The organism is Pseudoalteromonas sp. (assembly GCF_041629635.1).
Taxonomy (GTDB): Bacteria; Pseudomonadota; Gammaproteobacteria; order Enterobacterales; family Alteromonadaceae; genus Pseudoalteromonas.
Genome location: NZ_JBFKMX010000028.1, coordinates 1 through 21,519 on the forward strand (window position 1 = coordinate 1; position 21,519 = coordinate 21,519).

Consider the following 21,519-nt stretch of genomic DNA (forward strand, 5'->3'; position numbering starts at 1 on the left):
GCCGTATACCTTTTTGTTATCACTTAATTTCTTCTCAAAGTTTTCACGTGAGCGTTTACGGTATTTTGAACTTGTGGTGATTGGGTAGTGAGCTGCTACAAGCTGCCCCTCTGCTGCAAGCATTGGCGCTAATACTTCAGTGTACCAGCCACCACCTGGCATAATCTCAACCACTTTTGTATTAGCTTTAACACCAAAAAATTCAAGCGTTTGGTATGGCTTACGAAATGTATCGCGTGCTTGGTTTGCTTCACTACGGTGACTTGCATCATATTGGTTATTATCAGTTTGAGTTGCAGCTCCATTAAAAGCAGTCAATGCGCCAAGTACGCACGATAAGGCAATTATTGTTTTCATTCTGTTTTCCTAAATCAAATTAAACATTATTGTTATACACTCAAAAATGTATTTGGTTCACAGTTTGCGACCAACAAAAATTGATCTTGAATTGTTGTGTCAATTTTTACTTATTAGTTTACCTTTACTAAGGTTAAATAATTATTGTTTAATTAAAATAGCCCTTTGCGAAAGCTAAACACCACTTTACCAAAATTGAACATGCCACTATTGAAGCTGAATGTAGCGGTCACATTAGTGTATGTATGCACCGGCTTGTTCAGCCAATTATTTGCCATTCCACCAGGTAATATCTCGCCTATTTGGGTTCCTTCAGGGGTGATGTTTGCATTGGCATTGAGATTTGGCAGTAAAATTAGTTATGGTGTTTTTTTAGGTGCCTTTCTAGGCAATGTCTGGGCTTACTTTAATCTCAATAATATTAATGCCATACTTGCAGCTCTTTTCGCCGCAACCTGTAATGGCTTGGGTGATGTGATTGCTATTGTGGTCATACTCAATTTGATTCAACGGGTAACGCAATCCATACAACCGTTTGATAGGATCAGTCACTTCGCCGTATTTTTATTACTTGGTGTGATTATTGGCCCTTTCCTAAGCGCACTGTTTGGCGTAACAAGCCTAACACTAATGAATTTCATCCCCCCCTCTGATTATCTTTATTCATTAGTTAACTGGTGGATAGGCGATGGAGTTGGCGTGTTATTACTGGCGCCCCTGCTTCATACGCTATTTAACGATAGAAAAGAACAGTGTAATCCGTTAAATTTAACTATCTGTACAGTGGTTTCTATATTAGTCAGTGTAATTACTTTTCAGTTGATTGCTGTTAATTCTTTTTTTTATAAGTTAATCATTGCATTAAGCCCTGCCATATTTGCATTTATTTTACTTTCTGGTCGGCAAGTTGTTTACCTTGTGCAATTAGCTATCATAAGTGTCGCTGTTTATGCGACCTATCAGGGTAAAGGCCCTTTCTACAACACTCAAATGATTTCGCCATTAGTAGATCTGCAATGTTTTATTGCCATTATGTCGATGGTTATTTTTATTTTAGCGCTGATAGTTGAGCAAAAACGACAGCTGATTAATAAGCTTTCATTGCAGAAGAAAGAGCTCGAATTGCTTTATCGCCATGACAAATTAACGCGTTTATGGAACCGATATGGCATTGAAGAATTCCTACACATTGATATTTTAAGAGCTTCACGTACTAACCACTCGTTGGCTTTACTGATGATCGACATTGATAATTTCAAGCAAATTAATGACGATTATGGTCATCTTGCAGGGGATAGCATTCTTAAAGAAGTTGCAAAATTGCTATCCAAAAATGTAAGACGTGGCGACTTGGTAGGTCGTTGGGGTGGGGAAGAGTTTATCGTCATTTTAACAGAATTCAAAACTGATAAAATTGACGCTTTTGCCAAAAAATTTGTCAATATCATTAACTCACACAACTTTCAATTAGGTCAGCCTGTCACTATCAGTCTCGGTTACACCCTTTTTCACCCAGGTGATAACATCGAGGATTTGATTTCTCGAGCCGATGAAGCGCTTTATATCAGTAAGGCAAACGGTAAAAATCAAGCCAATGCAAAAATATAAATCCAGTGTATCTGCTAGCGAGTAATGTTTGCTTAAACCACCCACTTTGGTATATTGAATACAATATCCAACAGTGGTGAAATTTTAATATGTCAACAAGCCCCCCCTCTCGCAACCCATTTGGTAGCAGTTTTTATATTGCCAATATTATGGAAATATTTGAGCGATTAGCATGGTATGGTTTTTTTACTGTATCGTCTCTTTATATGACAAGTCCTATTTTACAAGGAGGTATGGGCTTTACGGATGAACAACGTGGTTTTTTACAAGGGCTAGTGCCATTTTGTATTTACTTACTACCAGCACTGACTGGTGCATTAGGGGATCGCTACGGTTACAAGAAAATGCTTCTAGTTGCTTTTGCCATGATGACCCCGTGTTATTACTTACTAGGTCAAGTATCAAGCTATAGCGCGTTTTTCTTAGCCTTTATGGGTGTTGCAATTGGTGCTGGCATTTTCAAACCATTAATCACAGGGACAGTTACTCACGCCACAGACGACACAAACCGCAGCTTAGGCTTTGGCGTATTTTACATGATGGTCAATGTAGGCGGCTTTTTAGGGCCAGTGATTGCAGGCATTATGCGAGACACAAGCTGGGATATGGTATTTATTATGGCTGCTGTATGGATAGCCATTAACTTTATCCCTGTCACCTTATTTTATCGCGACCCAACAGCCGAAATTCGCAAAAACACCCCAGCCAAACCGTTGAAAGATATTCTCATAGAAATGCGTGAAGTACTGGGCAATGGTCGTTTTGCGTTACTTGTTTTTCCAATCCTCATTGCGTTTATGTTGCCAGGTACAAAATTAATTTCTGAGTCATTCGCTTACGGGTTTATTGCAAGTTGGCTAGGTTTAAACTTAGTCTGGCACATATTAGCGCCAAAAGCAGGAGCACATTGGTATAGCAGCAAAATCAAAATGGGCAATAAACCATTTTTATTACTTATTTTGATTTTGAGCGGGTTTTGGCTGGTTTATATGCAAATTTTTATCACCCTTCCGCTTTTTATTCGCGACTACGTTGATAGCAGTGATCTTGTGATGCTAGCGAATTCAATTCATGCCGGCTTTGGCGAAGCCGCTTCGTTTGTTAATGTGCCGCAGTTAACAACTGCAATCACTGCGCTTGCAAGCCAATTTGATTACAGCCAAGCAAACAGCTTTCATAAAGCCTACCTTGAATTAACTAACTACAATGTGCGCATTCCAAAAGACGTATTACAGGCTCATTTACCAAACTTAAGCGCACTTTCTCAAGCTGAAATCAGCATACTCGCGACCCAGTGGGCAACTGACTTTCGTCAATTTAAACCTGAATACATTGCTGCGGTAAACTTTGGCTCTATTGTACTATTACAAGTATTGGTGTCAGCACTGAGCGCACGCTTTAAAACCTTTTATGTCATTATCGCTGGTACATTAATGATATCAAGTAGCTATTTATTACTGGCAAATTCAAATGCGGGTGCCATTGTGAGTGGTGCACTCGCCGTTGCAGCTTTACTGATTTTTTCATTAGGGGAGATGATGGCATCACCTAAACAACAAGAATACGTTGCATCGGTTATGCCTAAAGACCAAGCGGCAATGTACCAAGGTTATCTTTATACTTCATCTGCTATTGGGTTTTTATTCGCAGGAAAATTATCTGGCTGGGGTTACAACAAGTGGGCAGTAGAAGCAAATGAACCAGCCTCTTTTTGGTTGTTATGCGCAGGCATCGCCTTGATAACCGCCCTTGCACTTTGGCTGTTTAATAGCCTAGCAGCTGACAAGTTGGAACAGGCACAAGAAAAAATATCGGTTGCAGAAAAACTAGCCTAATCATCCATATAAAGCTAAAACAGGGATTAAAATTATCTTAATCCCTGTAATTCATTGGAGCTTTATAAAATTTATGTTGCTAATGATTTGAATAATATCTGAAAAGACTCGCAAGCTTTTGTGCATTTTTATGCAAATCAAACTCGCTAAGTACAAAATCACGCCCATTTTGTCCCATCTTTTCCCTTTGTGTTTTATCATTGCATAGTATTGTCAGTTTTTCAGCGATGTTTGATGGATTTTGCGTTTCACACAATAAACCCGTTTGGCCATCAATAACCAACTCTGGTATGCCACTTACATCGGATGCCACAACGGGTATAGCACACGCCATCGCCTCCATAATCACCACTGGAATACCTTCCCTGTTACCCGAAGTTGTTTGAAAACTAGTAAGTGCAAAGATATCTGCTTTTGCAAGATTATCAATAATTACCTCTTGAGCTTGCGCACCTAATACCGTGATATGGTCACTCAGTTTAAGACTTGCAACCTGCGATTCCAGCAAAGAGCGCATTGGGCCATCACCAATTAAAGTGAGATGAAATGGAATATTACTTTCTTTTAAAATGGCGCATGCATCAATTAAATAACGGTGCCCTTTTACTTCTCGTAATGAGGCAACACAAAGGATATTGGTAAGCACTGTAGAGTTATTTAGTTTTGGTGTAAACGTCTGAGTATCAACTCCACACCTAACGATATGCAATTTATCACTTTTATTAATTTTTGTGTGGTTATAAAAGAAGGCTTGATTATAGTTGGAAATCATTACAGCAAATTTTGCTGCATCAAATTTCTCTCTTAACATATGTTGACGTTTGTGAAGATCGGAACCATGAGCCGTAAAAGAATAACTAATACCTGACAGCTGATTGATGACAAAAGCCACCATTGTGGGATGATTGGCAAAATGAGCATGGACATGTTCGATTTTCAGTTGTTTGAATACTGCGACTAAGTATACTGCTTTGGGGAAAAATGCTATTGCGCCGAGTAAAAAATTATTGCAACCCCAGTTAAAACGTATCACTTTGGAAAATGTTGAAATTAATTTTATCGGGTGCTTAACAAACATCTGACATAGGGCAATGAAAATCGACCAAGACAATAGTGGAGTAAATGTCACCTTTGGCATTAATGAAACTGCTTTTGGATGAATAACCTCTGTTTTTTCTTTTTGTAATGGAAAAAGCGAAACATCCACACCAATCGCTTGAAGGGCAATCACTTCATTTAAAATAAACGTTTCAGTGATTTTTGGATAACGTGACATAAGATAGGCCACTTTCATTAAAATGCTCCAAACATATTAATAATTTACAATTTAATTTCAGTGAGTTATTTTCTATAGATTGGAAAATAACTCTTTAAGACACAAAAAACACTTATTACCTAAGTTTATTACAAAAAAGTAAGCGATAATTGCCCGCTAGTAATTAGTTAGTAGATATCAATAACCAATAACTAACTAAAAAAGAATAACATATCACGAATAACTTTACGATAATCAGGTATTTTAGTAATATTTACATTATTTCATGTAAAAATGTATTATTTCATTGGTTGATTAACTATGTCATCTAACTATTTAGAGATTGCTGACTCGTTTAAAAACGAGCTAAAACTATTAGAAAGTAATCTCATGGAAGCATTCAATGGTGATCGACTGCAAACTATTTTGGTTACAAGCAGTAAGTCAGGAGAAGGTAAGACGGTTACTGCTGTTAGTCTAGCGAGAAAACTTGCTTTAGAGAACAACTACAAAGTATTACTGGTAGACAGTAATATTCAATCACCAAAATTACACGATATTTTTTCATTACCAATTCAGCCAGGCCTTTCAGAGTGTTTAAATGGTGACGCAGATACAAGACAAGTATGTCACCCTTCTGACAGTAACAATCTGCATGTTATGCCACTTGGTGTTCCGAAAGGTCACATTTCACAGGTGATAAAAGATCACAAGTTAGATGACTTAATTGTTGAGCTTAAATCCCTCTATGATTACATTATTTTTGATACTACCTATGTCTTAGGTACTTCTGAAGTAAGTCTAATATGCAGTGCATTTGATGCTATTTTATTAGTCCTTGAATGTGAATCAACCAAATGGCAAGTAGTAAAAACCGCTGCTGACAAACTGACAAGTTCTAATGGTAAATTGCTCGGTACAATTCTAAACCGAAGACAATTTTATATACCGCAATTCTTTTACGGTTAAGGCAGTTAAATATGATAAACCGCATTTACCGCCCATTAATTACATTATGTTTTGCTATTCTAGCTTTAATTGGCTGTAGTAATTCAGATAAAACAGGATTAAAGCTAGGTGAAGAAGCCACTATAGAAGCAACAAGCTTTTCATTTAGTCAACCAGATTTTGAACATTTAGCTGAGTATAAGCTCTCGCCTGGGGATGTATTAGACGTCTTGTTCCAAATTCAAACTTGGCAACCTGAGCTCGTATATCGTATTTCTCTTGGTGATACCATATCTGTCAAGTTTCCCGACATATCCGAGTTAGATCAAACACAAAAAGTACTTCCAGATGGCACCATTGCGATGCCATATATTGGCTCAATAAATGTGTACGGTAAAACTGCTGAAGAAGTTGCAGCAGAACTTAAACAGGCTTACAAAGGTGTGCTTCATTCTCCCTCTCTATATGTCAGCGTGCCTGAATACTTATCGCAAATTAGAGAGATGAAAGAAGATTTGCATACATCTGCGCGGGGTTTAAGTCGCCTAGTAACAATTCGTCCCGATGGATACGTTACCTTCCCTATGGTTGGTGATGTATTTGTTGCAGCTAAGTCTATCCCTGAAATCAAGAATACCATCAATAAACAGTATCAAAATATTAGCACAAGCCTGCATGTTGACCTCTTTCTAGAAAAACACGCAGGTTCGAAAATCTACATTATGGGTGAAGTTGAAAGTCCTGGGGCGTACGACATAACTAAGCCCACATCGGTAATTCAGGCAATTGCGCTTGCAAAAGGTCACAATCGAGATGCTCAGCTTGATGAGGTCTACGTGATCCGTCGCAAAGGCAAGCAAATGATCGCTACCCGTGTAAATGCTGAGCAAACGTTTTCGATGGCTGGCAATGGTAGCCTATTTTTCTTAATGCCTGACGACATTGTCTATATTCCCTCAACACCTCTTTCAGATGCGGCGTATTTAGCGCAACAAGTTGCTGATGTATTAATGTTTAGAGGTTGGGGACTAAATTTCTCATGGCAATTACGCAGAGCACCAGTAATTTATGAAGATTAATAATGAAGGCAACACAGAGTGAATACTGAATCTTATAAATCGGAAAACTTTTTAAGAGAAATACTCTTTATTGTCTTTGCTAATAAGCGCCTGCTTATTGATACTATTGCAATTATTTTTATTGCTGTTTTAGCTGTTGCATTTTTAGCACCCAAAAAATATACCGCCCAATCGACATTGCTAGTAAAAGGTAAACGAGTTGAGCGGAACCCTGAGATTGTTCAGCAATTGCAAGAGAAAAAACAAGAAATAACGCGTGAAGACCTCAATTCAGAAGCGGAAATTATTGCCTCAGTTGAAGTACTTAAGCGTACCATAATCGCACTAGCAAAAAACGACTTAGTTTTTGATATTAGGTTAAATCAAGATGGAACTGGTACAAAAGATGCTAAGGCTGAAGAAAAGTTAATTAAAACTAGTAGTAAACTGGCTTCAGCTTTGTCAGTAACCGTTGTACGTTCATCACAAGTTTTAGAACTCGGAATTGTTTGGCGTTCACCAAGTGAAGGCGAAGCAATTTTAAAGGAGCTAGTAAATCAATACCTTAGCTATCGAAATGCCGTTTATAAACCTGAAGAAACCAAGAGCTTTTATGATCAAACGGTAATGACATACCAAAGTCTAATCGATGTGAAATCATCTGAAATTGCAATGATCGTAACTAAGATCAAAGCCCCAGAATCATCGAAAGAGATTGAAAGTAATCTCGCCGTTAAAAAAGATTATCAATTACAGCTTGGTTTACTTGAAAAAAGCCGCTTGGAGCTTACATCCGAACTTAAATATCTACGTAAACAACTGCAAATGGTTGATGAGGTTGCCAAATACAATATAAACCGTCTACCTGGACATGAAAAAAACACCTATCAGTTTTTCTCAAATATCAACAACCAAGCCATTCGTGACATGGCCAATATTGTGCACCTTAAATTAGAAGAATACACAAAGATCAGTCGTAACTTTGTTGCTTCTAGCGAGCGTGCTAAAAGCATGCAAGCAGAGTTAGATAAATCATACCGTACTCTGATCCGCGAAGTCCGCGCGTTAATGGAACATCAAGAAAACGAACTTATGGCTGTACGCGACAGTATTGCTTTCCTTCAACAAAAAATTTCTGAATTAGATGCACGTAACGGTGATTTAGCACAGTACCAAATGCAGCTCGAAAAGCTGCAACGCGAAAAACGTTTACTTGAGAAATCATATGAAAATTATTATCGCTTAAAAGAAGAGTCTTTGATGTTTGAGCGTATTCAAAACGCCAGTTTGAATACCCAAATTATCGTACTTACACCTGCATGGGCAAGTAGTTCGGCAACGTTTCCTAATAAACGTTTGCTTATACCATTTGGTTTAGTTATTGCTGTCTTGGTTGCTCTAACCGTTGCGTTTATAAATGAATACTTTGATGATTCAATCAAACGAGCTAGTGACTCTGAACGTTACTTAGGTTTACCGACGATTAGTGCTCTAAGCAACAAAGAAAACATTGAAAAACCGGCTTACACTACTCGTGTTTTCAGACTTTTTATTTCGTTACCGAAAAAGCTAAAAATTAAATCTAGTAAATAGCAATAGGCAGTATGCAATTTATGAAAAAAGATCACCCATTCCATTTTGATAGTGGATACGTTGCGAAGCAAGGCATAACAAACACGCTCTTTAATAAGTTTGCAGCGATAGTATTACTTTTTTTTAGCTTGCCAGTGTTTATTGTTATACCGATTATAATTCGATTACAAGATGGTGGTCCTGCTTTCTATGCTGGTGCGCGTTTAGGTCGTCATAAAAAAGAATTTACTATGTATAAATTCCGCACATTAGCGGTTAATGCTGAGCAAATGATCGGCTCTTCTCTCGTTTCAACCAGTTCGCTCAAGTTAGAAACTCCAATTGGTAAATTTCTAAGAGAAACGCGGATCGATGAATTACCGCAACTTATTAATGTGCTGATGGGTGATATGGACATCATTGGTCCACGTCCAGAAAGACAAACCGTTTATGATGAAATGTGTAAGCAAATCCCCTGGTACGACAAACGTTTTTCAGTAAAACCCGGGGTTATTGGCTATTCGCAGTTGTTTACACCTCACAGTGCCTCCAAAAAAACACGCGCTTTAATCGATAATTTTTATTTAAAGCGCAGCCATGAAGTTACATCAGACATTGTACTGCTGTCTTATGCGCTAAGTGTTTTAGTATATAAACTTGTGCGAAAGTTACCTCGCGCCTTTGCTAAAACCGTGAAGCACTTTTCGCCTGCTTATCATAAAAAACAAGAAAGACGTGATTCAGATAGGGTTAATTGTCACTATACAAAAATAAACCTGTGGTACAAGCATCCTGAAGAGGTTGATCATGAACATCTGACGATGCACATGAGCGATCTCCAAGGTGAGGTGGTAAACATTAATGAAACTGATGTCTATATCTCGCTACCAAGTGAAATCATGCATGATATTGCAGCTATCGAATTGATAACCCGTTACAGACCATTGCTGCAATCTAAAGTGAGACATAAAACAGTTCACTGTAAATCAAAATTAAGGTTTAAACGCGAACAAAATAGTCAGTATCCTGACCAGTTTATGTATGTTATTTCGATGCACGAATTAAGTCCGCTTAATCAATTGAAACTACACAAGTACTTTTTACATAAAAGTATTTCCTAATAATATGAGCAGACAAATAGCAAATTTCGGGCTATCTCGCCTGCTCATAATTTCAGCGCTTTTAGCACTTACGGTGCTCATCCTTAGTTCTAAATACTTTGTGCTTGCTGCAATACCTAGCCTTGCGATTTTAGCAACGTTAGTGATGTCAAAGCGACCTCAAATTGGCGTGTATATCTTGATCTTTATGATCCCATTTGGGGCATTTAGAAAAATCATGGTAGGCAGTACTGAAATCAATCTTGCATGGCTTGTCGCAGGTGGGACATTTTTAATTTTTTTAGCTGATAGAATCATTCATAAAAAATCCTTTCGCGATCTTCGCAACCTTGTATCGCTGTGGTTGGGATTGTTTTTCTTAATTGCAATTGTTTCGACGTGGCTTTCACCTCACATAGCTGCATCAATAAAAGACTTTAAACTTTGGATTGCTGCATTACTGTATATAATACTTGTGCTCGCTTTAGTTCCCAAGCAGGGATTCAGAAAAACAGTGCCCAAGCTCATTATTATCAGTGTCGCTATCAGTACCTTTTTAGGTAACATAGACTACCTGTTTGGTTTAAGCTTATTCACCGAAGATCACATGGGTGGTGATTTGACTCGTAATGTCGGAGCAACCATTGACCCTAATAATTTGTCATTGATGATCATTGCCTCAATGCCAATTATTATGCATGGCTTTTTATATGCTAAACGCCCTATTTCCAAACTCGCTTATGCGATGTTGCTAGCCAATGCAGTGCTCGGTATTGGCCTTACTTTTTCCCGTGGAGGCTTTCTAGTTTTTGTAGTTGTTTCTGCCCTAATTGCCTTTGAATTTAGACACTTTTTTAAAGTTAAGTTTATTGGGTTTATTTTACTTGGTATAAGTGTGAGTCTCAGTGCTTTCGTGATAATCATGCCAGATACTTTTTGGCAACGTCAAACATCATTAACATCATGGGAAGATTCATCATTAGTGAGACGAGCCAGCTACTTAGAGGTTGCATCGGATGCTTTTTTAGAGCGGCCATTATTTGGTCATGGTTTAGATAGCTTCTATCAAATCTATGCACAAACTCAGTACGCCAAAATAGATAAAGAAACCGGTAAAATACTCGGGCGGTATGCGCATAACAGTTACCTAGAAATTCTTGTGGGTACAGGTATTATTGGTCTGATAGCGTTTCTAATGTTGCTGTTCACTGCGCTCAAAGCATTTACCATAGCGAAACAACGATACCTTATGGCAAATATGAAGGAAGAAGCTGATTTTATTGCTTGCTTGCGGCTTTTTTTATTCGCCACGTTGTTTTATTTACTGATTTTTAGTGAAACTCACCATAAATTTATGTTGGTTGGTTTAGCGCTATCACAATTAGCACTACGTTATAGTCAAATTGACCTAATTGAGAACAAAAAAAATGGATAGTCTTATTTTAATTGCTGGTCTGATAGGCATTATTGCTTTAGTACCTTTGTTATGTGTTTTTGGTGTCTATCCTTGCTTATTGTATTTTATTCGAAGCAAACATCTTTCCCCGTGTAATGAAAACAAAGAACTCCCAAGTGTCACAATGTTAATCGCTGCACGAAATGGTGAGAAGCTGGTGCCAGATAAAATTAAGAACTGTCTATCGCTAAATTATCCGAAAGATAAATTAAACTTTATATTTTTCTCAGATGGCTCTACAGACAACACCCTTTCACTATTAAACTCACTGAGAACTGACGCTATTACCGTGTTGTTCGACAAGGATCATATTGGTAAAGCTCAGGCTCTCAATCGCGCAGCTGAAAATACACAAGCGGACATACTCGTTTTCTCTGATCTTGACGCGCTTTTAGTACCAGAAGCTATTTCTTATCTCGTAAAGCATTTTGCTAATAACAAAGTCAGTGGTGTATGTGGACAACGGACCATTGCTAGTGATACTAGCGCGCTTAAAGATGCGCAAAAAAAATACATAAGATTAGATAGTTGGATTAAACAGCAAGAAAGTCAATTAGGATACCTGACCTCTAATGATGGAAAACTCTATGCTATTAGACGTGTTCATCACACTCCTATTGCAGAAGGTGTTACCGATGATCTTTACAGTGCACTGGCAATAATCAGTCGAGGTAAACAATTTGTGTTTGAAGGACAAGCAAGAGCATTTATTAAGACGCCTTCACGTAATAGCCAACACGAAATTAGTCGCCGTAGGCGCATTACTTGTCGCAGTCTAACCGGAATCGCGATGTTTCCAGCGCTTTTAAACCCTTTCAAAAGTGGCCGATTTGCGTTTGGTTTATTAATAAATAAGGTAATGAGGCGCCTTATACCGCTATCGCTTATCCTGATTTTTTTATCCAATATGTTGCTATTCCCAGTGCATTTAGTATTTAAACTGAGCTTGCTATTGCAAGTAGGATTTTATTTCATCGCATTAACAGCACCCTTTTTGACCAAATTACCAAAAAAACTCGCAAAGCTTGTTAATGCAGTACATTACTTTGTGCTCGGTAATCTTGGTGTATTGCTGGGAATGATCGATTTTATTCGTAACAAACGTGTTATTAAATGGGAGCCAATCAAGAATGACTAAAACAATAAAAACAGTCAACCACCTCAATCCGATTATCGGTAGAGGGTTCTCACCTGCGATGTTTTTGATATCGGCCCTATTTTGCCATTCCTCTCTGGCAAATAATGACGCATATTCATTGTCCTCAAGTGTCGATATTCAACAAAAAGTTGCTACTTTAGTTGAACAAAATATTGCCTTCACCTTAAGTATTTACTTTGATACGGACTCCGCAAAAATTACTCCTGATTATCAACAACTGCTACAGCAATTAATTTCCAATTTACATCAAATTGAACAATATCAATTTCAGTTAGATTTAATAGGCCATACAGATAGTAGTGCATCGAAGGATTACAATTTAGAGTTGGGCAAAAGGCGTGCTCTTGCAGTGAAAGCGTTTTTACAGCCTCATTTACAAAATGAAATTCGTATTCGCGAGATACAATCACAAGGTATGTCTAACCCTGCTGCTGATAATGCTACAGTTGAGGGTAAAGCATTAAACCGCCGTGTTGAAATTACTGTTGAACCTTCAACACTCGCTTTTTTTGAAAAGCACAGCAAAATTACTCTCTCAGGGAACGGAGAAGCATTGCTTCTAAATAACGGTAATGAACTCGTTATTTGGGATACACAAGCAGCCTGCCCACAGAACATCTTGACTACAGAGAATGAACATATCTTCGCATCAGCAATTTCCGATAATAAATTATTAGCACTCTCAGGAGGTACATCACAGCGATTAACGCTATGGGATGTAGCCACAGCAAGTGAGCTTGAGTCATTTACAGGTCATTTATCAGCAATAACTGCATCGAGCTTTTCAAAAACAGCTGAAGTCGCTATTTCAGGCAGTTTTGATGGTGAAGTACGACTCTGGGATTTGGTCAAACGAAAAGAAATTACAGCCTATCACAATCACACAGCTGCAATTTCTTCCGTTACCTTGTCATCAGATAATAAATACGCAGCCTCATCTGATGTTGATGGCAATGTTAGCTTATGGAATTTAGTGACCCATAAAATGGATGCATATCTTGCCCTTCATAAAGATGCCGTTACCCATTTAAGCTTTGATGAAAAAAATGATTTCTTAATTAGTGCAAGCAAACAAAGTGGAATTCATTACTGGCAAACTTCAACTGGTAAGAGAGCGCTATTTAATGATCCCAAGAATAGAAAAATAAACCATTTTGATATTTCGGGCGACGGACAAAAGTTAATCGCTATTTATCAAAATGGTGACATCACTCTTTGGGAGCTGCGCACCAAGCGTATGTTATTAAATATTGAAAACTCTCAACAACAATTGAAAAGTGTCGCTTTTGTAAACAACGACGCTGTTGTCATGGCCACTGATCAACATAACAATGTACATTTTTGGGACGCCAAAAATGGAAATTACCTCAATACTTTTACTACAAATGATTGGCAACCAACTAATCCATTTCCTAATAAAAGTGACAATGTGACATCATGGTTCGATGATGTCACTAAAACACAATTTTCATGGGTCGAGGGTGCGTGCTATGAAATGGGTTGTGGCCCTTGGAATAAACAATGCTCCAGTAGTGAACTGCCAGTGCATAAAGTCTGTTTAAATGGGTACTGGATTGCACAAAATGAAGTGAGCCAACAACTCTGGCAAGATGCCTTGGGTTATAATCCATCCAAACAACCTTGCCAGGGCGAAACGTGTGCAACGTCAGCTGTAAACCAAGTTTCATGGCAAGATGCACAACTCTTTATGTGTAAATTAAACCGTAATGCGGGTCAAATTTATCGTTTACCTACTGAAGCAGAGTGGGAATACGCATGTCGTAACCAAGGTGAAAATATCAAATACTTCCCTTCTCAGCAAAAGGATGACAACCAAACAGATCTTGGCTTAAACAATATGAACGATGGCGTGTGGGAATGGACTCTCGATGCGTTTGCAAAAGATGGTTACAGCAAACATCGTCGCCACCAGCCAGTTTATGCAGGTGATGATAGCTATCACTTTATGAACGGCCATGTTTATCGCGCACAACGCGGTGGTGCATGGAATAAGGGTTCTCAATTAGGTCAGTGCTCTCGTAGACATTATGATGAACCCGGCTCACGTGCTTTTTATTCGGGCTTAAGATTAGTAAAGCCACAATAAAATGAGTCAAAATCAGGTGCCAAAAGCCCATCAAAAATCGGCGTTAAAAAACATTGTTCAATTTACATCGAGCAATTTTTATCGCCATATGCTTGGGCTTGCCACTGCATTTTTTCGCCCAGGATTACTTGGCCCTGAGCTTTTTGGTATTTGGAGTTTGTTAAACGTAATTCCGTTTTATGCCAATTTTGCGCACCTTGGTACACGCTCCGCAATGCGCTTTAAAATCGCTGAGTTAGCTGAAAAAAATAACAATTCACTTAAACGCTATACTCATACTACTTTGGTGGTTACTTTAATTGCGACCACTGTATTTGCAGCCATAATGACAGGCTACGCATTAAGCACACCACTCGTGTCTGAAATGGAATATGGCCTCTACGCGATGGCTATTATTATTTTTCTCAATGCCCTGTATGAACATTATGGTGCAGAAGCGAAGGGTTACCATAACTTTACGTTAGTCAGTCAAACAACCGTTATTCGCTATACCTTAAACTTTGTTTTTGGCCTCAGTTTTATTTGGTTTTGGGGTTTATATGGTGCGCTTTTAGCTCTGGGTTTATCCTGCTTTATTGCGCTGTGTTTCTTACTGAGAAAAACCCCAATCAGCACGCCAAGTGCTGCCAATATGCCACTTGCCAAGTCATTAGTAAAAACTGGCAGTCCGATTATGGCGCTCGATTTGGTCAACCTAACACTGCGTAACATAGATAAAGTGCTAGTTGCATCATTGTTAGGCGCAAAGGCGCTGGGCATTTATGCCATTGCGGGTATTTTAGTTGGCGTGATGATTAATATTCCTGGTTCTTCGCGAGAAGTAACCGAACAGTTACTGATGGCAGAAAATAAACAAGCTGCCAAAGAGGCGATTTTAGAACAATATATGATCAAGGGTATTCGTTTGAATGCTTACCTTATGCCACTTGTTATTGCTGTTATGTGTTATGCATTACCTGTGTTTATCACATGGTTTTTGCCTGCATTTAATGAATCTATTTTACCCGCGCAATGGTTACTAATTGGTGCCTTCTTTTTAACCTTAAGTTATCCAGTGCGTGGTATTATTGTATTTAATCATTGGCAAGCAAAAGCTTCCTTAGTTGCTTTTATTGCTGTATTAATTGCAGTGCTGATGCTTGTTATAACACTGAGTACGAGTAACAGCTTAACCTCAGTAGCCCTTGCTTCATCCCTCTCGTTTGTTGCCTTATTCTTATTATTGAGCTGGTTTGTTTACAGCAGATACCAGTTGCCGTTTTCACAGTTTTTTAAAGATGTCGTGAGCTGCTTGTTACCATTTTCAATCTTACTTGTTAGTTACCTAATTTCACTTGAACTCACTACACTCAATTGGCCTATTTTATTATCTCAATTGCTATCAGGGTTAATTTTCTTGTTGCTGTATGTGCCCTTACTGTATCGCGCAGCCAAATCTAAGCACATTTCACTTCCCACAAAGCTTTTAAAAAAGTTAAAGCGCGATAAAGGCCAAAGATAATGTTAGTGACTGTTTATATGCCAACTCATAATCGGGCTGAAATGCTTGAAACTGCAATAAATTCAGTTCTTGCGCAAAGCTATCAGCCGATTGAACTCATCGTGGTAAACGACGGTAGCAAAGATAATACCGATGAGGTACTGCGCCGCTATGAAAAAGAACATGGCATCAAAGTCATTACCAATGAAGAAGCAAAAGGCGCCTGTTTTTCCCGAAACTTAGCGATAAATGCGGCTTGCGGCGAACTCATCACAGGGCTTGATGATGATGATACTTTTTTGCCACATCATATCTCGCAGTTGGTTGCCAACTTTGATATTAAATATGCCTTTGTTACATCACCAGTCATTGAAAACCAAGGCAATAGAACAATTGAGCGTACTATAGATACTGGTGTTATTACCTTAGACGATATGCTTTATTACAATAAGGCTGGCAATCAGGTACTAACATTAACTGAGCGATTAAAAGCGATTGGCGGGTTTGATGAGAGTTTACCCGCTTTTCAAGATTACGATATTTGGTTAAGACTCTGTCAGAAGTTTGGTAATGGATTGAAACTATCAGAGCCAACATACCAACTAAATACCGCACATGAATTAAATCGCATTAGCAGTTCTTCGCAAAAACGGTTAGATGCGCTCGACGTTTTTTTCGATAAGCACCACCATCTAATGTCACCGAAGCAGCAAAAAGCATTTCAGTTTTTACGCTTCCATATTTCAGGCAAACGACTCTCTATTAAAGACTTTTTTGCCATTATTAGCCTTAAGAATTATAAACGTGTCATCGCACTTTTTTTAAAGCAACGTTTACCATTAATAAAAAAATCAATTGATAAATTTCGCTATAAAAAAACATAACCAAAAAACTGTTTTGCGTTAAACTCAAGTAACCGGAAACTGCTTTCAAAAATCCATTATGCGAACCTTAATTAAATACCTCATTCAGGCAGTATTAGTGTTGTCTTGCATGCTTTTTATTCACCCATCGAAAGCAGTGTCGATGCCAGATTATATTTGGCTTTCTCCAGATGAAATTGCCAAACTGCCTGTCAGTGGTAAAGCGTGGCAAAATATCAAAAATAACGCAGACAAACCACTTTCAACACCAGATTTATCAAATCAAGATGATATGACAAATGTATATGTGCTCGCAAAAGCCTTAGTCTACGTTCGCCTACAAGATGAAAAATATCGTGAACAAGTAATAGATGCGTGCATGCAAGCAATTGGCACTGAACAGGGAGGCACAACATTAGCATTTGGCAGAGAGCTTTCCAGTTATGTTATCGCTGCACAACTTGTTAATTTACCAGAAGATAAAAAAAGTGTATTTGATAATTGGCTTAAACAAGCGCTTAATAAAGAACTGAGTGGTCGCACCTTAAAGTCCACTCATGAAGACAGGCCAAATAACTGGGGGACTCATGCCGGTGCTAGTCGAATTGCACTTGCTATTTATTTCAAAAATCAAGATGAGTTAATGAGAGCTGCGCAAGTATTCAAAGGCTGGCTTGGCGATAGAAACAGTTACAGTGATTTCAAATATCGTGATACAAAGTGGTGGCAAGCTAACCCTAAAAAACCTGTAGGTATCAACCCGAAAGGTTCTAAAAAACGTGGTCATAGTATTGATGGAGTACTTCCTGACGAGCAGCGCCGTGGAGGCAATTTCTCTTGGCCGCCAGAAAAAGAAAACTATGTTTATGAAGGTCTGCAAGGTGCGATTGCCCAAGCGGTCATGTTAAAACGTGCTGGCTACGATAGCTTTGCTTGGTCTGATAATGCCCTGCTTCGTGCTTTCACTTGGCTTCACGAACAAGCTAACTTTCCTGCCGAAGGTGATGATACTTGGCAACCTCATATTATCAATCAAGTTTATGGGAGCAACTTTCCAGCCCCCATTCCAGCAAAGCCTGGTAAAGCATTAGGTTGGACTGATTGGACTCATAACCTTCAAGAGGCAAACTAAGTTAGTCAGGTAAAAAACTGATTTACTAAAGATAAAACAAAGGACGGTAAATGTTCATCAATATTATAATAAAAGAACTTAAACAAAGCTTACCTGCTGTGATAATTATAGGACTTATCACAGTTTTATTAATGGGCTTTGTGGTGTTAGCAAAATCCTATACTGGTATCCCGCTCAGCCAGTTTGTCAGAGACCCAAACTCAATTGCCAACGCGCCTTTTTATAATGGCTTTTATTCACAACTTGGCTTATTTCTATGGTTTGCAAGTGCAGCGTTGGGCTTTTTCCTTGCTAGCGCCTTAAGTACAGTGCAAGCAAAAGTAAATCTTAAAACTTTTTTTATCGCATCCGGTTGTATTAGCCTAATGTTGGGATTAGACGATGCGTTTTTACTACACGAAGATGTATTTCCATCTCTCGGTTTACCAGAGGCTATCGTAATGATGTTATACGGTTTATCGATTCTGATTTATTTGGCTTGCTACTTTAAATTTATCTTTACAACCCGCTTTCTAATTCTTGGTTGTGCGTTTTTCTTCTTTGCACTTTCTGTGGGTTATGACATGATCTTACCTGCTCAGTACCACAGCTATGCCATTGAAGACAGTGCAAAAATGGCCGGAATTTTAGCGTGGTTCTATTATTTTTATACATTAGGGCTAAGTTATATTAAGCCCCTCACCCATAAATAAGTGCGATAAAACCTGAACTCAGGTTATACAGCATTCAAATTCAAATCAGCCTAATAGACAATCTATTAGGCTTTTTTAATGCTTATTTTTTAGCTGCGAAATAAAAACCTATTGCAAATCGGTTTTAGTGATTTTATTATACCGATGGTTAATCGGTTTTTAGTTAAAGGTGATCACAATGAAACTCGGCGATTTAGAAAAATTGCTTTTACACTACCTTTGGCAACACGGTTGCTCTGACGTAAAAACCGTGTTTGCTCACTTTGAAAATACCCGCGGTGGCAGTTTAAATACCTACCAAAGCACACTTGAACGCCTCTACAAAAAAGGCTTGTTATCGCGCCATAAAGAAGGGCATGCATTTCATTATAAAGCGCGCGTTGAGCGCCACGAGTTAATAGGCCAACTAATAAAATCAGTAACCACAGATTTTGTTGGTGAAGACGATGGCAGTAGCCTGATTGCCGCATTTAGTTCAATGTCGTCAGAGTTCAACGTAGAACAACTGGACAAATTAGAATCGCTGATCGAACAGCAAAAATTAAAACTTAAGCAACAAGGCTAAGTTATGAGCGCAGAACCCCTTACTTTATTGTTAAATGTTTTAGCCATTGCCATTGTGTGCTTTGTGCTACATAACATTGCGGTGTCTGCGTTTGTCACTTTATTAAGTACACGATTTTTAAAGTTACAGGTTAAATCTCGCAAAATCACCTTGTGGTTTTTAGCGACCTTACCCTGGTTTAGCGCCTTTTCGACCGCAGCCTATTTTGTTTACGCAGCCAATGGCCTGTCACCGTTTGAAAGTGCGTCAAGTATGGATCACTGGCATCATATCGACAGTTTTTCATGGTTCAGTTGGCACGGCGCAGTGACTGCGTGTGCACTTGGTTTTTTGGTATATGTAATTAGCTCAAGGTTGCTAAAACTGCGTGCTCATCAGCATGAAATCAAAAGCTTAATGGCGCTTTCTCATAAGCTTGATAACAACACATTCGAAATCGATTCAAATGATGCCGCAGCATTTACTGCGGGTTTTATCAGCCCTAAGTGCTTTGTTACAAAAGGCATGCGCGAGCAAATTAGCGAGACTGAATACCATATTGTTATGCAACACGAACTTGCCCATGCAAATAAGCGTGACCCATTAAAAAAATGGTTATTTGCCCTGCTCGCGGCGTTTTTTATACCAAACATTAAACAGCGATTAGTCCTACATATGACCTTAGCAATGGAGCAAGATGCAGACAACGCCGTGGTATCAAACACCACGTCAACGCTCGATATTGCGGGCACCCTTGTAAAAGTTGCAAGACTAAATGCCACTGGCAGTACCCTTAAAAACACTGACATGGTGGCTAACTTTGGCGCCGATGTGCTAGAGCAACGAGTGTATTTTTTACTTGGGCAATTATCGCTAAAACCAGTTAATCACTTGCTTATGATGCTGCTCGCAATTGCCGCATTTTTTCTATGCTTGACCTCAGTCGATAGCATCCATCACTTTATCGAAGCCTTTACGAGTCATTAATTTCATGGACTTTAAAGGTATTTCTGCAAATTCAAAAAACCGATTAACAATCGGTATAAAACCTAAATTTTAGGAGTGAGCGTATGCTTATAAAATTTGTCACAACAAGAAAACCGATTAACAGTCGGTTATTGATAGGGTTAAACCTTGTCATTGCGAGTCTATTACTCGAACCTAAGAGTGCTACCGCAAACGAAGTCGTGAGCTTAAAAACCGCCATCAGTAAGACCATACAAAACCACCCTGATTTAACACCGCTACTTTATTTGCAACAAGCAAATCAAGGGCTTATTCAACAAGCTGGGGTTACAAGCCCAGTTACCCTTGATGTAAGCGTTGAAGATGCGCTTGGCAATGGCGATTATCAGGGCTTTTCCAATAGCCAAACAAACTTGAGTATTGCGTGGTTGCTCGATGGTGAGCAAGTGGATGCACGAGTGAACCTTGCCATACAACAAGGGCTGATTTATGCCGTTGAAAAAGAGGCAAAAGCGCTTGATTTAGCAGCCGAAACTGCCAATTTGTTTATTACCCTATTAGCGCAGCAAGCCCAATTAAAACTGGCAACTCTGGCGGAAAAACAAGCCCAAAAAGCCCTGTCAGAGATTACCAAACAGGTCGAAGCAGGCCGCGTAAACAGTATTGATAAATACCGTGCAAAAGCCGATTTAGCAAAGCAAACATTAGTAGTTGAAGATCTTTACTTTGAAATTGAAGCAACAAAATCACAGTTAGCAGCCCAGTGGCAAGGCACTACTGAGTTTGATGTCACTGGCGACTTAACACAATTACCTAACGCCCTTTCACTGGAAGATGCCAAAGCACAATTAAAAAACACGCCACGTTTTTCACTCTTTGCATCAAAACAGCGGGTAATCACATCAGAAATTGCGCTGTCACAAGCTGAGAGCATACCCGCTTGGCAAATCAATACGGGCATTACGCGCGATCAAGCGCTTAATGACGTTTCACTAAGTGCTGGCGTTTCAATTCCGTTAGGGGGTGCATCTCGTAGCGAAGGGAAAATTGCATCGCTTAACGCCAGTAAACAGCAGCAAGCAGCCGAGGCAAAAGCCTGGCTTGCGCGCGCCCAAACCCAAGCGTTACTGCTTAACCACAAGCTAACCCACAATACCCATATTGCCAATGCACTTGTGAAAGAATCACTTCCCGCCCTCGAGACCGCAAGTAAACAAGCCGAGCTTGCCTATCAGCAGGGGCGCTACCGATACACCGATTGGTACGCAGTAAAACAAGAGTTATTACAAGCCCGATTGGAGCTGATACAAGCCTATACCAATATTCAACGATTCAATGTTGAACTTGAGCGCTTAACCGGCGCTAGCCTAACAATTAAGTGAGATTG

Annotated in this window: 17 protein-coding genes and 1 pseudogene; 16 read left to right on the forward strand and 2 right to left on the reverse strand. The window is 39.0% G+C overall.

Translation table 11 applies throughout. The features are described from left to right. Positions 1-357, reverse strand: a pseudogene (locus ABYD77_RS06300) (methyltransferase); the annotation flags it as partial. 201 nt (positions 358-558) lie between these two features. Between ABYD77_RS06300 and ABYD77_RS06305 the strand changes: the two are divergent. Both ABYD77_RS06305 and ABYD77_RS06310 read left to right on the forward strand, forming a co-directional pair. After that, positions 559-1,965: a diguanylate cyclase domain-containing protein gene (locus ABYD77_RS06305; protein WP_372768098.1), complete on the forward strand. Its 1,407-nt coding sequence runs from the start codon at positions 559-561 to the stop codon at positions 1,963-1,965. A gap of 89 nt (positions 1,966-2,054) precedes the next feature. Then, positions 2,055-3,800, forward strand: a complete 1,746-nt coding sequence (locus ABYD77_RS06310; RefSeq protein WP_372768100.1) for an MFS transporter — start codon at positions 2,055-2,057, stop codon at positions 3,798-3,800. A 79-nt stretch (positions 3,801-3,879) separates the two neighbouring features. Here the strand turns inward: ABYD77_RS06310 and ABYD77_RS06315 are convergent, their stop codons facing one another. Next, positions 3,880-5,094, reverse strand: a complete 1,215-nt coding sequence (locus ABYD77_RS06315) for a glycosyltransferase family 4 protein (protein WP_372768102.1) — start codon at positions 5,092-5,094, stop codon at positions 3,880-3,882. Between the two features lie 282 nt (positions 5,095-5,376). On the opposite strand from ABYD77_RS06315, the gene ABYD77_RS06320 reads away from it, so the two are divergent. From ABYD77_RS06320 to ABYD77_RS06385, 14 genes are all read left to right on the forward strand, one after another. After that, on the forward strand, positions 5,377-6,024 hold the full coding sequence (locus ABYD77_RS06320; protein ID WP_372768104.1) for a tyrosine-protein kinase family protein: 648 nt from the start codon (positions 5,377-5,379) through the stop codon (positions 6,022-6,024). Between the two features lie 11 nt (positions 6,025-6,035). Then, entirely contained in the window at positions 6,036-7,082 is a 1,047-nt protein-coding gene (locus ABYD77_RS06325) for a polysaccharide biosynthesis/export family protein (RefSeq protein ID WP_372768105.1), read from the forward strand. 18 nt (positions 7,083-7,100) lie between these two features. Next, a complete protein-coding gene (locus ABYD77_RS06330) occupies positions 7,101-8,654 on the forward strand; it encodes a GumC family protein (protein WP_372768107.1) in 1,554 nt (517 codons plus the stop codon). A 20-nt stretch (positions 8,655-8,674) separates the two neighbouring features. After that, positions 8,675-9,754, forward strand: a complete 1,080-nt coding sequence (locus ABYD77_RS06335; RefSeq protein WP_372768109.1) for a sugar transferase — start codon at positions 8,675-8,677, stop codon at positions 9,752-9,754. Positions 9,755-9,758: 4 nt separating this feature from the next. Continuing rightward, complete coding sequence (locus ABYD77_RS06340; RefSeq protein WP_372768111.1) at positions 9,759-11,168, forward strand: O-antigen ligase family protein; 1,410 nt, start codon at positions 9,759-9,761, stop codon at positions 11,166-11,168. Continuing rightward, a complete protein-coding gene (locus tag ABYD77_RS06345) occupies positions 11,161-12,327 on the forward strand; it encodes a glycosyltransferase (RefSeq protein ID WP_372768113.1) in 1,167 nt (388 codons plus the stop codon). The genes ABYD77_RS06340 and ABYD77_RS06345 overlap by 8 nt, the downstream gene beginning before the upstream one ends. Next, entirely contained in the window at positions 12,320-14,455 is a 2,136-nt protein-coding gene (locus tag ABYD77_RS06350) for an SUMF1/EgtB/PvdO family nonheme iron enzyme (RefSeq protein WP_372768115.1), read from the forward strand. Before ABYD77_RS06345 ends, ABYD77_RS06350 begins: the two co-directional genes overlap by 8 nt. Before the next feature lies 1 nt (position 14,456). Further along, the gene (locus ABYD77_RS06355) at positions 14,457-15,956 is read left to right on the forward strand and encodes a lipopolysaccharide biosynthesis protein (protein ID WP_372768117.1); all 1,500 of its coding nucleotides are present in this window, start codon (positions 14,457-14,459) and stop codon (positions 15,954-15,956) included. Then, positions 15,956-16,819, forward strand: coding sequence for a glycosyltransferase (locus tag ABYD77_RS06360; RefSeq protein ID WP_372768119.1), 864 nt, complete (start codon positions 15,956-15,958; stop codon positions 16,817-16,819). The genes ABYD77_RS06355 and ABYD77_RS06360 overlap by 1 nt, the downstream gene beginning before the upstream one ends. A gap of 142 nt (positions 16,820-16,961) precedes the next feature. Beyond that, a complete protein-coding gene (locus tag ABYD77_RS06365; protein ID WP_372768121.1) occupies positions 16,962-17,930 on the forward strand; it encodes an alginate lyase family protein in 969 nt (322 codons plus the stop codon). A gap of 50 nt (positions 17,931-17,980) precedes the next feature. Next, complete coding sequence (locus ABYD77_RS06370; RefSeq protein WP_372768123.1) at positions 17,981-18,622, forward strand: hypothetical protein; 642 nt, start codon at positions 17,981-17,983, stop codon at positions 18,620-18,622. A gap of 178 nt (positions 18,623-18,800) precedes the next feature. Further along, positions 18,801-19,187 (forward strand): BlaI/MecI/CopY family transcriptional regulator, encoded by a 387-nt coding sequence (locus tag ABYD77_RS06375; protein WP_010558239.1) that lies wholly within the window; start codon positions 18,801-18,803, stop codon positions 19,185-19,187. A 3-nt stretch (positions 19,188-19,190) separates the two neighbouring features. Continuing rightward, positions 19,191-20,153 carry a M56 family metallopeptidase gene (locus ABYD77_RS06380; RefSeq protein ID WP_372768125.1) on the forward strand — a complete coding sequence of 321 codons (963 nt, stop codon included), beginning with the start codon at positions 19,191-19,193 and terminating at the stop codon, positions 20,151-20,153. A gap of 83 nt (positions 20,154-20,236) precedes the next feature. Continuing rightward, positions 20,237-21,514, forward strand: coding sequence for a TolC family protein (locus tag ABYD77_RS06385; protein ID WP_372768127.1), 1,278 nt, complete (start codon positions 20,237-20,239; stop codon positions 21,512-21,514). Positions 21,515-21,519 lie beyond the last annotated feature (5 nt).

Coding starts and splice junctions, on each gene's coding strand:
- ABYD77_RS06305 (WP_372768098.1), top strand. CDS start 559: ATGCCACTATTGAAGCTGAATGTAGCGGTCACATTAGTGTATGTATGC.
- ABYD77_RS06310 (WP_372768100.1), top strand. CDS start 2,055: ATGTCAACAAGCCCCCCCTCTCGCAACCCATTTGGTAGCAGTTTTTAT.
- ABYD77_RS06315 (WP_372768102.1), bottom strand. CDS start 5,094: ATGAAAGTGGCCTATCTTATGTCACGTTATCCAAAAATCACTGAAACG.
- ABYD77_RS06320 (WP_372768104.1), top strand. CDS start 5,377: ATGTCATCTAACTATTTAGAGATTGCTGACTCGTTTAAAAACGAGCTA.
- ABYD77_RS06325 (WP_372768105.1), top strand. CDS start 6,036: ATGATAAACCGCATTTACCGCCCATTAATTACATTATGTTTTGCTATT.
- ABYD77_RS06335 (WP_372768109.1), top strand. CDS start 8,675: ATGAAAAAAGATCACCCATTCCATTTTGATAGTGGATACGTTGCGAAG.
- ABYD77_RS06340 (WP_372768111.1), top strand. CDS start 9,759: ATGAGCAGACAAATAGCAAATTTCGGGCTATCTCGCCTGCTCATAATT.
- ABYD77_RS06345 (WP_372768113.1), top strand. CDS start 11,161: ATGGATAGTCTTATTTTAATTGCTGGTCTGATAGGCATTATTGCTTTA.
- ABYD77_RS06350 (WP_372768115.1), top strand. CDS start 12,320: ATGACTAAAACAATAAAAACAGTCAACCACCTCAATCCGATTATCGGT.
- ABYD77_RS06355 (WP_372768117.1), top strand. CDS start 14,457: ATGAGTCAAAATCAGGTGCCAAAAGCCCATCAAAAATCGGCGTTAAAA.
- ABYD77_RS06360 (WP_372768119.1), top strand. CDS start 15,956: ATGTTAGTGACTGTTTATATGCCAACTCATAATCGGGCTGAAATGCTT.
- ABYD77_RS06365 (WP_372768121.1), top strand. CDS start 16,962: ATGCCAGATTATATTTGGCTTTCTCCAGATGAAATTGCCAAACTGCCT.
- ABYD77_RS06370 (WP_372768123.1), top strand. CDS start 17,981: ATGTTCATCAATATTATAATAAAAGAACTTAAACAAAGCTTACCTGCT.
- ABYD77_RS06375 (WP_010558239.1), top strand. CDS start 18,801: ATGAAACTCGGCGATTTAGAAAAATTGCTTTTACACTACCTTTGGCAA.
- ABYD77_RS06380 (WP_372768125.1), top strand. CDS start 19,191: ATGAGCGCAGAACCCCTTACTTTATTGTTAAATGTTTTAGCCATTGCC.
- ABYD77_RS06385 (WP_372768127.1), top strand. CDS start 20,237: ATGCTTATAAAATTTGTCACAACAAGAAAACCGATTAACAGTCGGTTA.